Annotated in this window: 11 protein-coding genes; 2 read left to right on the top strand and 9 right to left on the bottom strand. The window is 59.1% G+C overall.

Features of this window, described 5'->3' with window-relative positions; genetic code table 11:
• Positions 1 to 30 precede the first annotated feature (30 nt).
• From folP to VHE58_11060, 3 genes are all read right to left on the bottom strand, one after another.
• Complete coding sequence (gene folP, locus VHE58_11070) at positions 31 to 858, bottom strand: dihydropteroate synthase (protein ID HVS27813.1); 828 nt, start codon at positions 856 to 858, stop codon at positions 31 to 33.
• An 82-nt stretch (positions 859 to 940) separates the two neighbouring features.
• A complete protein-coding gene (gene ftsH / locus VHE58_11065; protein HVS27812.1) occupies positions 941 to 2,830 on the bottom strand; it encodes an ATP-dependent zinc metalloprotease FtsH in 1,890 nt (629 codons plus the stop codon).
• Positions 2,831 to 3,179: 349 nt separating this feature from the next.
• Positions 3,180 to 3,803: an RlmE family RNA methyltransferase gene (locus VHE58_11060; GenBank protein HVS27811.1), complete on the bottom strand. Its 624-nt coding sequence runs from the start codon at positions 3,801 to 3,803 to the stop codon at positions 3,180 to 3,182.
• A gap of 27 nt (positions 3,804 to 3,830) precedes the next feature.
• On the opposite strand from VHE58_11060, the gene yhbY reads away from it, so the two are divergent.
• Positions 3,831 to 4,169 (top strand): ribosome assembly RNA-binding protein YhbY, encoded by a 339-nt coding sequence (yhbY, locus tag VHE58_11055; protein HVS27810.1) that lies wholly within the window; start codon positions 3,831 to 3,833, stop codon positions 4,167 to 4,169.
• Positions 4,170 to 4,182: 13 nt separating this feature from the next.
• On the opposite strand, the gene VHE58_11050 is transcribed toward yhbY, so the two are convergent.
• From VHE58_11050 to VHE58_11025, 6 genes are all read right to left on the bottom strand, one after another.
• Entirely contained in the window at positions 4,183 to 4,644 is a 462-nt protein-coding gene (locus VHE58_11050; protein HVS27809.1) for a DUF4149 domain-containing protein, read from the bottom strand.
• 10 nt (positions 4,645 to 4,654) lie between these two features.
• Positions 4,655 to 5,131 (bottom strand): transcription elongation factor GreA, encoded by a 477-nt coding sequence (gene greA, locus VHE58_11045; GenBank protein ID HVS27808.1) that lies wholly within the window; start codon positions 5,129 to 5,131, stop codon positions 4,655 to 4,657.
• A gap of 119 nt (positions 5,132 to 5,250) precedes the next feature.
• Positions 5,251 to 8,460, bottom strand: coding sequence for a carbamoyl-phosphate synthase large subunit (gene carB / locus VHE58_11040; protein HVS27807.1), 3,210 nt, complete (start codon positions 8,458 to 8,460; stop codon positions 5,251 to 5,253).
• A gap of 65 nt (positions 8,461 to 8,525) precedes the next feature.
• Positions 8,526 to 9,680 carry a glutamine-hydrolyzing carbamoyl-phosphate synthase small subunit gene (carA, locus tag VHE58_11035; GenBank protein HVS27806.1) on the bottom strand — a complete coding sequence of 385 codons (1,155 nt, stop codon included), beginning with the start codon at positions 9,678 to 9,680 and terminating at the stop codon, positions 8,526 to 8,528.
• A gap of 113 nt (positions 9,681 to 9,793) precedes the next feature.
• Positions 9,794 to 10,600, bottom strand: coding sequence for a 4-hydroxy-tetrahydrodipicolinate reductase (gene dapB / locus VHE58_11030; GenBank protein HVS27805.1), 807 nt, complete (start codon positions 10,598 to 10,600; stop codon positions 9,794 to 9,796).
• Between the two features lie 183 nt (positions 10,601 to 10,783).
• Positions 10,784 to 11,809: an outer membrane protein assembly factor BamE gene (locus VHE58_11025; GenBank protein HVS27804.1), complete on the bottom strand. Its 1,026-nt coding sequence runs from the start codon at positions 11,807 to 11,809 to the stop codon at positions 10,784 to 10,786.
• A gap of 72 nt (positions 11,810 to 11,881) precedes the next feature.
• Here VHE58_11025 and fur point away from each other — a divergent pair, with 72 nt between their 5' ends.
• On the top strand, positions 11,882 to 12,307 hold the full coding sequence (fur, locus tag VHE58_11020; GenBank protein HVS27803.1) for a ferric iron uptake transcriptional regulator: 426 nt from the start codon (positions 11,882 to 11,884) through the stop codon (positions 12,305 to 12,307).
• The last annotated feature ends 38 nt before the right edge of the window (positions 12,308 to 12,345 follow it).

Genomic DNA, 12,345 nt, shown 5'->3' with positions numbered 1-12,345 from the left:
AGCAAACGGTCAACCCCCATCGCCTGCCATTTACTGTTCACTGTTCACCGCCCTATACACCGCAAGCGCATCTTTGGTGGCCTTGACATCGTGCACCCGCACGATCGCCGCGCCTTGGCTCACCGCAAGGATCGCCGCCACCACGCTCACCTGCACCCGGTCGTACACTTCCAGTCCGAGGATTTTTCCCAATAGCGATTTGCGTGACACGCCGATCAACACCGGCACGCCAATCGATTTCAAGCGGCTGATATTCTTCAGCAAGGCCAGATTATGCTCGAGGTTCTTGCCAAAACCGATGCCCGGATCAATGCAGATGCGCTCCCTGGCCACGCCCGCGGCCTCTGCCGCCGCGACCCTTGCCTTAAGAAAATCGGCAACCTCAGTGAGCACATCTTCGTACTGCGGGTTTTGCTGCATGGTCTTGGGCTCGCCCTGCTTGTGCATCAGGCACACGGCGGTGTCGGATGCGGCGACCGATTCCATCGCCCCCGGTGCCAGCAGGGCGTTGACATCATTGATCATGGACGCTCCTGCGGAGATTGCCGCCCGCATCACTTCGGGTTTATAGGTGTCCACGGAGACGGGAACATTAACGCCTTTTAATCCTTCCAGCACCGGCAATACCCGCTGTAATTCCTCATCCAGGTTTACGGGTTCCGCACCCGGACGGGTGGATTCACCGCCGATGTCCAGAATATCCGCGCCCTCCTCGACCAGTTGTTTGGCGTGATTGATGGCGGCCGGTGTCGAGACCAACTTGCCGCCATCGGAAAATGAATCGGGTGTGACGTTGACTATCCCCATGATCAGGGGACGGGAGAGGGACAAACTGAATTTGCCGCACCGGAAAAACATAGGGGTTAAGGACTAGAGGCTAGGGGCTAGAAAATTCGAGCTCAGAGCCTTGCCTATTCCCTAATCCCTGACCCCTGGAATCTCAGGTTTCCCGTGCCGGCTGCTGGGTGGTAGCGGTTCCGCCCGCCGGTGGGATGTCCTGGCTGGGTTGCGGAGGCTGCACCGGTTTAGGCGGCCGCGGCGGGCGGCCTTCCATGATATCGTTGATCTGGTCGGAGTCAATGGTCTCCCATTCCAGGAGGGCTTTCGCCATCGCTTCTACCTTGTCGCGGTTTTCCTCGATCAGTTTGCGCGCCAGCGTATATTGCTGGTCGATGATGCGACGGATTTCGGCATCTACTTTCTGCATCGTCGTTTCGGAAACATTTTTGTGTGTGGTGATGGAACGGCCAAGGAACACCTCGCCCTCGTTCTCGCCGTACACCATCGGGCCCAGGGATTCGCTCATGCCCCAGCGCGTCACCATGTTGCGCGCCATTTCGGTGGCGCGTTCGAAATCGTTGGACGCGCCGGTGGTCATCTGCCCTATGAACACTTCCTCGGCGATGCGTCCGCCGAACAGCACCGAAATATTTTGCAGAATATGCTCGCGGTCTAAGCTGTAACGGTCTTCCTGCGGCAGCTGCATCGTGACCCCAAGAGCGCGGCCACGAGGAATGATGGTGACCTTGTGCACCGGGTCGGTTTTGGGCAAAAGCTTCGCTACCACCGCATGGCCCGATTCGTGGTAAGCGGTATTGCGGCGCTCGTGCTCGGGCATGACCATCGAGCGGCGCTCGGCGCCCATGATGACCTTGTCCTTGGCGCGCTCGAAGTCGTCCATGTCCACCAGGCGCTTGTTGAACCGCGCCGCGAACAGCGCCGCTTCGTTAACCAAGTTGGCCAAGTCGGCGCCGGAAAAACCAGGCGTGCCGCGCGCCAGGATGTCCGCCCTGACGTCGGGGGCAATCGGCACTTTGCGCATGTGCACCAGGAGAATCTTCTCGCGGCCGCGGATGTCGGGAAGCGGCACCACCACCTGCCGGTCAAAGCGGCCGGGGCGCAACAGCGCCGGATCCAACACATCGGGACGGTTGGTCGCTGCAATCACGATCACGCCGACGCCGGTCTCGAACCCGTCCATCTCGACCAGCAGCTGGTTCAGCGTCTGCTCGCGCTCGTCATTGCCGCCGCCCAAGCCCGCGCCACGCTGGCGGCCCACGGCGTCGAGTTCATCGATGAACACGATGCACGGCGCGTGTTTCTTCGCCTGCTCGAACATGTCGCGCACGCGCGCCGCGCCCACGCCGACGAACATTTCCACGAAGTCGGAGCCGGAGATGCTGAAGAAAGGCACCTTGGCTTCACCCGCGATGGCGCGCGCCAGCAAGGTCTTGCCGGTACCGGGGTTGCCCACCATCAAGACGCCCCTCGGAATGCGTCCACCCAGCTTCTGGAACTTGCTTGGATCGCGCAGGAAATCGACGAGTTCGGAGACTTCTTCCTTGGCTTCCTCGCAGCCGGCGACATCGGCGAATGTGACTTGATTATTGCTTTCATCCATCATGCGCGCGCGGCTCTTGCCGAAGGAAAATGCGCCGCCGCGCCCGCCGCCCTGCATCTGGCGCATGAAGAAAATCCACACGCCGATAAGCAGCAGCATCGGGAACCAGGAAACGAAGATGTTCACCAGGAGCGAAGGCTCCTCATCCGGCTTGGCTTCGATAATCACGCCGTTTTTGAGCAAATCGCTCACCAGCCAGGGATCGGAAGGCGAATAGGTGACGAACCGCTTGCCGTCGGTCTTTACCCCTTTCAGGGTGCGGCCTTCGATGGTGACCTTGGCGATGTGGCCCTGTTTCACCTCGTCGATGAATTGCGAATACTCCATCGGCGTTTGCGCCGCTTGCCGCTGGCTGAATTGGTTAAAGACGGTCATCAATACCAGCGCAATCACCAGCCAGATCGCCAGATTTTTGACTAAATTGTTCAAATTCGCTCCTGAAATCCAAAAAATGAAAGTTAGCCAGACCTATTCTATCCCTATTTCCCGTCCAGTGTCAGTCCCTTGGGCCATGGAACCTCTGATTAAATCCCACGCGGTTGCGACGGTGGCTTTCCGGGATGGGGTGCGCGAAGCGAGGCGCTGCCAAGGGTCATCCCCCTTGGCAAGCCGAGCGACAAAGCAGACCCGCCCGGACAAGCCCCGTCCCTCCGGGTTGCGGCAAAATACGGCATCTGCGTCGTTGCGCTCCTCGGCTTCGTAGTCCGGGCTACGACCTTCGTCGCGCGCCTCGCATCCGTCCACATTTTGCCTGCAACGCAATCTGCGGAGGACTTAATCAGAGGTTCCTTAAGCCCTTGCCCAGCAGGTAGATTTCACTCGATCGGTCGCGCGAGGCCTTGGGTTTGCGCGAAACCACCTCTTTGAAGCTGCGGCGCATCGCGGCAACAAATTGCTCAAATGCTTCGCCCTGGAAGAGTTTGACCAGCAGCTTACCTTGCGGTTGCAGCACATTCTCTGCAAATTTCAGCGCCAGTAAGGCCAATTCCACCACGCGCGCCTGGTCGCTGCTTGCCACACCGCTAACATTGGGCGCCATGTCGGAAATTACAAGGTCCGCGGTTTTTCCCTGCAGCCTGCGGCGCAGTTCCTGCAAGACCACCTCTTCGCGAAAATCGCCCTGAATGAAATCCACGCCAGCAACTGGCCGTATTTCCAGCATATCCAGCGCAATCACCCTGCCGCGCGGGCCCACCTTCTCCGCCACCACCTGCGTCCAGCCGCCGGGCGCCGCGCCGAGTTCCACCACGGTCAGGCCCGGCGAGAGCAACTTGTCGCGCGCGTCGATTTCCAGCAGCTTGAAGGCGGCGCGCGAGCGGAAGCCTTTCTGTTTGGCGCGCTTCACGTAAAGGTCATTGACATGCTCGCGCATCCAGGCGCTGCTGGTTTTGGAGCGCTTCATTCGCTAGACTTGCCTGTTGAGGAAATCATGCCAACACTTAATCCCGGTGAACGCCGCTCATTGCGCGCCAAGGCGCACGCACTCAAGCCGGTGGTGATCATCGGCGAAAGCGGTCTTACGCCCGCCGTGATGCGGGAAATCGACCTGAGCCTCAACCACCATGAATTGATCAAGGTCAAGGTTGCGGGAGAAGATCGCGCGCGGCGGGAAAACGCGCTGGAAGAAATTTGCACCAGCCTTAATGCAGCCCCGGTGCAGCACATCGGCAAAATACTCGTCATTTACCGCAAAACACCGGAGGCCAAGCCAGCGAAAAAACCGCGCGCCAAGCCCGGCAAAAGACGCCAAGAGCCGCGAGCACGATAGATAACGGTTCCCTCTAGGGCGCCGCTTTGGGCTGCAGCAGCACCAGCGCCAGCCCCAGCGCGCTTTCCATGAGATAAAGCACGTTGCCCACACCGTGCCAGGTGGCAAAGCGGTCCTTGAACGCGCTTTCCACGATTTCCTTCGCCAGCGACTGCTGTTTCAGGCTTTCCATGACCGGCTGCACGCCGAAGTACCCGATCAGCGTGAGCAGCAGCATCAAGAGCGTAATCCAGAAAAACCATTGCTTGAGCGAATACACCCCCTGCCGGATGACGCGGAACAACAACAAATACGCGCCGCAGGCCATCCCCACATAGGCCACCAGGGTGAACATCCTTGCGGCGAGCGTCCCCGCCAGCGCGCGGTCGTCGAGAAAATAAAAGAGAACAGGCGCAGCGATGTAACCCACCGCCCACAAGGCGCCGACCCAAAGGGTTACTGCTATCCAGTGCAGGCTGTCGGCAAGATCACTCACGGTGGCCCCCTTAAATATATTTCACGTCGAGGATTTCATACTGGCGCACCCCGCCCGGCGCCTGTACTTCCGCCACGTCGCCGGGGTATTTGCCGATTAAAGCGCGCGCAATCGGCGAGCTGATGGAAATCTTGCCGTGCTTGATCTCCGCCTCGTCGTCGCCGACGATCTGGTAAGTCAGGGTGCCCCCGCCGCCCATGTCTTCCAGTTCGACGGTGGCGCCAAACACGCAACATCCGTCCGCATCCAGCAGCGCGGGATCGATGATCTGGGCGTTGGAGAGTTTCGTCTCAAGCTCGACGATGCGCCCCTCGATGAAACTTTGTCTTTCCTTGGCGGCGTGGTATTCGGCGTTTTCGGAAAGGTCACCGTGGGTGCGTGCCTCGGCGATGGCGGCAATCACCGCCGGCCGCTGCACCGTTTTGAGTTGCTGCAACTCGCTGCGAAGCTTTTCGGCCCCGCTCACAGTCAATGGGATTTTGTTCACCGCGATCCGTCGTACCCTCTGTATCAGGAATGCTTTGTTTATCGTCTATTTATAGCGGTATTCAGGGGAAAAATCAAAGAACCTATCGCGCGATCATTTATGAGATAGGTTCTAGCTTCTCAGCGCGCCGCCAGGCCGCGGTGCAGCCCCTGCAGTTCATACGGCCGCATTTCCCGCATGTGCTGAATGCCGGTGCACGCCGCGCGCGCGCCGGCGAGCGTGGTGTAATACGTCACCCGCCGCTGTAGCGCGGCGTGGCGTATCGAATACGAATCATGCACCGCGCGCTTGTCTTCCACGGTGTTGATAATCAGGTCGATTTCACCGTTCTTGATCATATCCACGATGTGCGGCCGGCCTTCTGCGACCTTGTTGACCGGCGTGACCTTGATGCCGGCAGCAGCCAGCGTGGCGGCGGTGCCGCGCGTCGCCACCAGGCTGAAGCCCAGATTCTGCAGGATTTGCGCGATTTCGACGGTGCGCGGCTTGTCGGCGTTTCTCACGCTGATGAACACCCTCCCGGAAGAAGGGAGTTTCTCCCCCGCCGCGATTTGCGATTTCACAAACGCCTCGGCAAAGGTGGCGCCCACGCCCATCACTTCACCGGTGGATTTCATTTCCGGCCCAAGAATACTGTCCACGCCCGGGAATTTGATAAACGGGAACACCGCTTCCTTCACGGAGTAATACGGCGGAATCACTTCTTGCGTCACGCCCTGCTCTTCCAGCGTGCGCCCGACCATGCAGCGCGCCGCGATTTTGGCCAGCGGCAAACCGGTGGCTTTCGACACAAAGGGCACGGTGCGCGAGGCGCGCGGATTGACTTCCAGCACATAAACCGTGTCGCCTTGAATCGCGTATTGCACGTTCATCAGCCCCACCACCTTGAGCGCATGCGCCATCGCCGTCGTTTGCCGGCGCAGTTCGTCCTGCAATGCATTACTCAAACTGAACGGCGGCAGGGAACATGCGGAATCGCCGGAATGCACGCCCGCCTGCTCGATGTGTTCCATGATGCCGCCGATCAGCACCCGCTTGCCATCGCACACCGCATCCACGTCCACTTCGATGGCGTCGGTGAGATAACGATCGAGCAATACCGGCGAATCGTTGGAAACTTTCACCGCTTCGCGCATGTAACGCTCAAGATCGCCTTGTTCGTGCACGATTTCCATGGCGCGCCCGCCCAGCACATAGGACGGCCGCACCACCAGCGGATAGCCGATTTCCTCGGCCAGGCGCAAAGCGTCCTGCGGCGTGCGCGCGGAGCGGTTGGGCGGCTGCTTGAGCTTGAGCTCATTCAGCATTTTCTGGAAGCGCTCGCGGTCTTCCGCGCAGTCAATCATGTCGGGAGACGTGCCGATGATGAGCACGCCGTTCGCTTCGAGATTGCGCGCCAGTTTCAGCGGCGTTTGCCCGCCGTATTGCACGATCACTCCTTCCGGCTTTTCCACGTGCACGATTTCGAGCACGTCTTCCAGCGTCAATGGCTCAAAATACAGGCGGTCGGAGGTATCGTAATCGGTGGAAACGGTTTCAGGGTTGCAGTTGACCATGATGGTCTCAAACCCGTCTTCGCGCAACGCCAGCGCGGCGTGCACGCAGCAATAATCGAACTCGATGCCTTGCCCGATGCGGTTGGGCCCGCCGCCCAGCACCATGATCTTGCGCTTGCTGGTGGGCTGCGCCTCGCATTCCTCTTCGTAAGTGGAATACATGTAGGCGGTGCGCGTGGCGAATTCCGCGGCGCAGGTGTCCACCCGTTTGTATACCGGCCGCACGCCCAGCCGCAAACGTTTTTGCCGCACCGCAGTTTCAGTAGCGTTGAGAAGTCTCGCCAGCCGCGCATCGGAAAAGCCGCTGCGCTTGAGCTCACGCAATTGCTCCGCGCTCAACGCCTCGAGTGTTTTGCCCTTAAGCGCCTGCTCCTGCCGCACCAGATCTTCAATCTGCGCCAGAAACCACGGGTCGATTCGCGTCAAACCGTGCACTTCCTCCATGGTCATGCCGCAGCGAAAAGCGTCGGCCACATACCAGATACGCTCGGGCCCGACATCGCCCAGCTCGTTTTCAATCACGTCGCGCTCGGCGGTTTTTTCATCCAGGCCGTCGGCGCCCGTCTCCAGGCCGCGCAGGGCTTTTTGCAGCGATTCCTGGAAGGTGCGGCCGATCGCCATGACTTCGCCCACCGATTTCATTTGGGTAGTCAAGCGGCTGTCGGCCTGTGGAAATTTCTCAAACGCAAACCGCGGCACTTTGGTCACCACATAATCAATGGACGGCTCGAACGAAGCCGGAGTCGCGCCGCCGGTGATTTCGTTTTTGAGTTCATCCAGCGTGTACCCCACCGCGAGCTTTGCCGCCACCTTGGCAATCGGAAAGCCGGTCGCTTTCGAGGCCAGCGCGCTTGAGCGCGACACGCGCGGGTTCATTTCGATAATCAGCATGCGCCCGTCCCGGGGGTTGACGGCAAACTGCACATTTGAGCCGCCGGTATCCACACCGATTTCGCGCAGCACCCGAATCGAAGCGTCGCGCATGATCTGGTATTCCTTGTCGGTAAGCGTCTGCGCCGGTGCCACCGTAATCGAATCTCCGGTGTGCACGCCCATCGGATCGAGGTTTTCGATGGAGCAGACGATAATGCAGTTGTCTTTTTTGTCGCGCACCACCTCCATCTCGAATTCCTTCCAGCCGATCACCGATTCTTCGATCAAGAGCTCCTTGGTCGGCGAGGCTTCGAGGCCGCGCTCGCAGATGGTGATGAGTTCTTCCCGGTTGTAGGCGATTCCGCCGCCGGTGCCGCCTAAAGTGAACGAAGGGCGGACCACCGTGGGGAACCCCACCATCGCCTGCACTTGCAGCGCTTCTTCCATGCTGTGAGCAATCGCCGAGCGTGGAGACGACAAACCGATCCGGGTCATGGCCAGCTTGAATTTCTCGCGGTCCTCGGCCTTGTCAATCGCTTCGCGCGACGCGCCAATAAATTCCACGCCGTATTTTTCCAAAACACCATGCTTGGCCAGATCGAGCGCGCAGTTCAAAGCGGTCTGTCCGCCCATGGTGGGAAGCAGCGCGTTCGGACGCTCAATGGCGATGATTTTTTCCAGCATCGGCCAGTTGATGGGCTCGATGTAGGTGGCATCCGCTACTTCCGGGTCGGTCATGATGGTCGCCGGATTGGAATTAACCAGAATCACCCGGTAGCCTTCTTCTTTAAGCGCCTTGCACGCCTGCGCCCCGGAATAATCGAACTCGCACGCCTGGCCGATGATGATGGGGCCGGCGCCTATGATCAGGATGCTTTTGATGTCGGTTCTTTTCGGCATCTTTTTAAACCGCCGATAAACGCCGATGAGCGCCGATATCGGACTGAGCGGTTTTCAATCTGCGTTTATTTACGTTCATCTGCGGTTTCAACTTTTTTCTGTTGCATCAACTGGATGAAACGGTCAAACAGCGGGTCCATGTCGTGCGGGCCGGGGCTCGCCTCGGGGTGCCCCTGAAAGCAGAACGCCGGCTTGTCGGTGCGCGCAAGTCCCTGCAGGCTGCCATCGAACAGCGACACATGCGTTGTGCGCATATTAGGCGGAAGCGTGGCAGCGTCCACTGCAAAGCCGTGGTTCTGGGTGGTAATCATCACGCGTCCGGTATCGACTTCGAGTACCGGATGATTGGCGCCGTGGTGGCCGAACTTCATTTTCACCGTCCTGGCGCCGCTGGCGAGCGCCAGCAACTGGTGGCCGAGACAAATCCCGAAAATCGGGATGCCGATATCGAGCAATTCGCGTATGGTGGAAATCGCGTAATCGCAGGGTTCGGGGTCGCCAGGGCCGTTAGAAAGAAAAATTCCGTCGGGCTTGATCGTCATCGCTTCGCGGGCGGGCATTTGCGCCGGCAGCACGGTGATGCGGCAGCCGCGCGTGGCCAGCTTTCTCAATATGTTGTTCTTGATGCCGTAATCGTAGGCGGCGACGTGAAACTTCGGCTGCTCCTGCCTGCTGTAACCCTGGCCGAGCTTCCACTCGCCTTCGTTCCAGGCAAACGGCTGCTTGCAACTCACTTCCTTCGCCAGGTCCATTCCGGCAAGGCCGGGAAACGCGCGCGCGGCTTTAAGCGCTTCCTGCTCGTCGATTTTTCCCGCCATAATGCAGCCGTTTTGCGCACCTTTTTCGCGCAGGATGCGCGTGAGCTTGCGCGTGTCGATATCGGCAATCGCCACCACGTTCTGCTGTTTGAGGTATGCGGGCAGCGTCTGCGCTTCGCGCCAGCTGCTGGAAACCGGCGGCAGATCGCGGATCACCAGACCGCTGGCAAACACGCGGTGTGATTCGGTGTCCTCCGGATTCACGCCGGTGTTGCCGATATGCGGGTAAGTCAGCGTGACAATCTGCTTGCAGTAGGAAGGGTCGGTGAGGATTTCCTGATAGCCGGTCATGGCGGTGTTGAACACCACCTCGCCAACGGCCATGCCTTCGCCGCCGATTGCCGTGCCGCGAAAAATGGTGCCATCGGCGAGCGCGAGGATGGCAGGCTTCCGTTGCGACACAAAAAACTCCGTTTTTGCAGGTGGATACACAAAGCGGGACAGGCTTTGCGCCCATCCCGCTTCTGAAGCCTAAAAATTATACTCTATTAACGACTGGCTATCAACGCAGACGGCTAGCGAAGGCCAAGGACATCCAGCATATCAAAGAGGCCGTTCTTCCTGCTTTTGAGAAAGCGCGCGGCACGCAAAGCGCCCATGGCAAAGGTCGCGCGGCTGGAGGCCTTGTGGGTGATCTCGATGCGCTCACCCAAGCCGGCAAACAGCGCGGTGTGGTCGCCGACGATGTCGCCGCCGCGCACGGTGGCGAAGCCGATGCTGGCGGAGTCGCGCTCGCCGGTTATCCCTTGCCGGCCATAGACCGCGGAGGTCTTGAAATTGCGGCCGAGTGCTTCCGCTACTACTTCACCCAGGCGCAAAGCCGTGCCTGAAGGCGCATCCACCTTGTGGCGGTGATGCGCCTCGATGATTTCCACGTCGTAGTCATCGCCCAGGGCTTTCGCCGCATTTTCGACGAGCTTCAGCATGACATTGACGCCGACACTCATGTTGGGCGCAAACACAATGGCGATGTCCCTGGCGGCTTCGTTCAACTTCTTTTTTTGCGGCTCATTAAAACCCGTCGTGCCGATGACCATGTTCACGCCATTTTTGCGGCAAAGCTGCAGATGCCCGAGCGTGCCTTCGGGACGGGTGAAGTCAACGAACACGTCGGCGCCTTTGAGCGCGCCCGCCACATCGTCGGTGATAAGCACTTGGCTCGGGCTGCCGCAAAACTCGCCGGCGTCCCTTTTTAAATAGGGGCTGCCGGAAATGTCAAACGCGGCATGAAGCCGCAAATCACCCGCTTGCAGCACTGCTTCAATCAGCGCGCGCCCCATCCGGCCGGAACTGCCGGCAATTGCAATCTTCAATTTGGTCATGACGGTTATTGTTCAGAGTTATTTGATATCTGGTTCCCCGCCACTCTTGGTGTCGGTAGGATTTTTGCTACCCAAGCCAATGGCGTCGAGAGTTTTCTGAAAGAAACTACGGTCGTCAGCCGGCTGCGTTCCTCCCGTTTTGGTTAATTCGGGTGTTTCGGTCTTGGTCTGCTCGTCCTTACTCTACGGTTGATTCTTCGCCGGTGCAGAAACCGGCTCTTGTTCCTCGCTGCCTACACCGATCAAGCGCTTAAAGCGCTGCCATGTGGTGCCCTGTGCACCGCTCTTTTCACTTTCGCCGGGCTCAATGTCTTCGGCCACGGCCTTTCTTTCTTTTTCCGTGTCGTCGCCAAACCCGAGAATCTGCTTCACCACCAAATCCTTGAGGTTCATCGTGCTGATCCGGAGAGGCCGGGTTAGCGTTTCCGTGGTGACCGGCGGCGCCGGATCATCACCCACCTTTTCCTTAAAGCCGATCAAGCGCATAAAGCGCTCACCCACGCTGCGCTTGGGCGGCGGGCTGCGATCGGCGTTGATCACCGTGTGGGTAACCGACTCGGCTTCCGGCTCCGGTTGCGCTTCAGGTTTTTCCTCGACTTTCGCCTGCTGCGCTTCGTCGTTTTTACCCCAGCCAAACAATCTCAGGAAACGCTCGCCCACGCTGCGCTTCGGTTCTTCAGGCTGGATTTGCACCACCGTTGCCTTCGGCTTGGCTGCTGCGGCGGGGGCATTCTCCGACGGCGCTTCGGGCTTACTGTCGGCCTTCGGCTCGCCCGCAGCGGGAGGCTGGGGACCGGATTCCGCCGGTGCGAGCGTGACGGTAGCAGGCTTCGGCTCGGTGGAGTCAGGCGTTATCAACTCGACCGGCCTGGTGCCGGCGATTTTGTCGCTCGGCGGGAGCGCCGCGCCTTCGATTTTTTTCAGCTTGTCGCCCTCAAACACCGCCGTGAGTTTGCGCTGCTCGATCAGCTCGCCCGCCTTGTTGAAGCGGTACACATAATCCCAACGGTCACTGTGGAACGGGTCGGAAATCAGCGGTGTGCCCAGAACAAATCGCACCTGGGACTTGGTCATCCCGGGCTTGACCTTTTCCAGCATGTCCTGGGTGACCACGTTGCCCTGCTGCACGTCAATCTTGTGCGGGGTGATCAGAACCGTGGGCGAGCAGGCCGTCAGGAATAAAGCGAGGAATATCAGCCGGAAGCGCATGGAAAAATTACCGCTTAATCCGAAAACGTTATATGATACCTTAGAAATGATATCCCCGTCAGAGCGGAAATCATGAGCTCACCGAGCGATCTCAAGACCATCGGGCTCAAGGCCACGCTGCCTCGCCTCAAAATCCTCAATTTGTTCGAAAACAGCCAAGTACGGCATTTGACCGCGGAAGACGTATATAAAGTTCTCATCGGCGAGGGCATGGACATCGGGCTCGCGACGGTTTATCGCGTGCTGACCCAGTTCGAACAAGCCGGGCTTTTGATTCGCCATCACTTTGAAAGCGGCAAGGCGGTGTTTGAATTAAACCAGGGCGGGCATCACGACCATCTGGTGTGCCTGCAATGCGGGCGAGTGGAAGAGTTTGTCGATCCCGAGATCGAGCGCCGCCAAGTCAAAATTGCGAAAGACCGCGGCTTCACCATTCACGAGCATTCGCTTCACATCTACGCCGACTGCACCAAACCGAACTGCCCGCATAAATCTTGATAGTCCGGCGGCTCACAGGGGATACCAAAAACCTAAAC

This window comes from Burkholderiales bacterium, from assembly GCA_035543335.1.
Lineage (GTDB): Bacteria > Pseudomonadota > Gammaproteobacteria > Burkholderiales > JAHFRG01 > JAHFRG01.
Note: the sequence above shows the minus strand (reverse complement) of the source record. Positions and strands in the feature narration are given on the sequence as shown.

What these genes read in the sequence shown, in the direction of transcription:
- folP (HVS27813.1), bottom strand. Translation starts at nt 858, where the DNA reads ATGTTTTTCCGGTGCGGCAAATTCAGTTTGTCCCTCTCCCGTCCCCTG.
- VHE58_11060 (HVS27811.1), bottom strand. Translation starts at nt 3,803, where the DNA reads ATGAAGCGCTCCAAAACCAGCAGCGCCTGGATGCGCGAGCATGTCAAT.
- yhbY (HVS27810.1), top strand. Translation starts at nt 3,831, where the DNA reads ATGCCAACACTTAATCCCGGTGAACGCCGCTCATTGCGCGCCAAGGCG.
- carB (HVS27807.1), bottom strand. Translation starts at nt 8,460, where the DNA reads ATGCCGAAAAGAACCGACATCAAAAGCATCCTGATCATAGGCGCCGGC.
- dapB (HVS27805.1), bottom strand. Translation starts at nt 10,600, where the DNA reads ATGACCAAATTGAAGATTGCAATTGCCGGCAGTTCCGGCCGGATGGGG.
- VHE58_11025 (HVS27804.1), bottom strand. Translation starts at nt 11,809, where the DNA reads ATGCGCTTCCGGCTGATATTCCTCGCTTTATTCCTGACGGCCTGCTCG.
- fur (HVS27803.1), top strand. Translation starts at nt 11,882, where the DNA reads ATGAGCTCACCGAGCGATCTCAAGACCATCGGGCTCAAGGCCACGCTG.